Raw genomic sequence first — 1,449 nt, forward strand, 5'->3', positions numbered from 1 at the left:
CAGCAGCAGCGGCAGCGCCAGCGCCGCGCCCAGCAGCTGCAGCAGCTTGACGGCAAACCACAGCGCGCCGCGCAGCGGGGCGTAGCGCCGCACCACCACCCGGTAATAGGTCTGGCCGCCGCGGAAGGCGCGCCGCAGCGCCCAGCCCAGGCGCAGCCGGGCCGGCGGCACCGGCTCGCTGGCTTCGGCCTCGGCGCACCACACCAGGCGCCGCCCGGCCAGGTGCAGGCGGTAGAACCAGTCGGTGTCCTCGCCGCCGGTCAGGCCGAAGGCGGGGTCGAAGTAGGGCCCGCCGCCGTCGAGCACGCGGCGGTGCAGCATCACATTGCCGGCCCCGCCGTAGGGCAGGAGGGCGCCGGTGGGCAGGACGGGCTTGCGGAAGCTGGCCCGGCACCAGGCCGGGGCGCGCGCCGGCAGCACGCTGTGCACCGGGCCGAACACGGCGTCGGCGCGGTGCGCGTGCAGGCAGTGGTACAGCGCGCGCAGCCAGCCCGGCGCCGGGGTCTCGTCGTCGTCGATGAAGACGATGCAGGGCGCGGTCGCCAGCGCCAGCGCGCGGTTGCGCGCCAGCGCGATGTTCTGCTCCGGCTCGGTCTGGTAGACCAGGGGCAGCGTGTGGCTCAGGCGGAACGCGGCCGCGGCCGGATAGGCGCTGGCGCGCGCGTCGTTGTCGACCACGATGATGCGCAGCGCCAGGCCGGGCCAGGCCTGGGCCGGCAGCGCCGCCAGCAGCGCGGCCAGCAGGCCGGGGCGGCGGAACGTGGCGATGCAGACGTCGATCGCGGCCGGCGCGTCAGGGATGGGGGGCATGGCGCAGCTCCTTCCAGATCAGGATGGACAAGGTGATTTCGCCGGCCAGCAGGCCGAGCAGGGCGCCGCTCTGGCCGCACAGCGCCGTCAGCAGCGCGGTGGCCAGCACGGTGACGGCCGCGCTCGGCACGCCGAGCAGGGTCAGCGCGCGGAAGCGGTGCTGCAGCTGCAGCAGCAGCGAGCCGCCGCTGCGCGCCACCTGGAACAGCAGGATGGCGCACCACAGGGCCGCCAGCGGCGCCAGGCCGGGCACGGCGCGTCCGGCCAGCAGCGGCGCGACCCGGTCGAAGCAGGCCAGCAGCAGCAGGCTGTAGAGCAGGGCCAGCGCGGCCAGCGCCGCGCTCAGCTGCATGGACAGGGCGCGCATGCGCTGCGGCGCCTGCACGCGCAGCGCCGCCAGGCGCGGGATGGCGATCTTCTGCACCGCCGGCAACAGGAAGGAGGCCGGGGCGATGAACAGGCGCGCCAGGTTGGCCAGGCCGGCGCCGGACGGCCCCAGCAGCACGGCCAGGGCGTAGGTGTAGCTTTGCGTCTGCAGCCACGTCACGCCCACCCCGCCCAGCGCCCAGCGCCCGTGGCCCCAGGCGGCGCGGAACTCGGCCGCCAGCGCGGCGCGGCTCTGGCGCAGCGGCAGCGGCG

2 protein-coding genes are annotated in these 1,449 nt (G+C 76.3%); both read right to left on the reverse strand.

Features of this window, described 5'->3' with window-relative positions:
• Positions 1 to 810 (reverse strand): glycosyltransferase family 2 protein (locus GTP77_RS29680; RefSeq protein WP_161075741.1); only part of this gene is annotated, 810 nt, incomplete at its 3' end.
• Positions 794 to 1,449, reverse strand: a 656-nt coding sequence (locus GTP77_RS29685; RefSeq protein WP_161075742.1) for a lipopolysaccharide biosynthesis protein, incomplete at its 5' end; no start/stop codon positions are given. The genes GTP77_RS29680 and GTP77_RS29685, both read right to left, overlap by 17 nt.

Origin of the sequence: Pseudoduganella aquatica (assembly GCF_009857595.1) — a bacterium.
Taxonomy (GTDB): Bacteria; Pseudomonadota; Gammaproteobacteria; order Burkholderiales; family Burkholderiaceae_D; genus Rugamonas; species Rugamonas aquatica_A.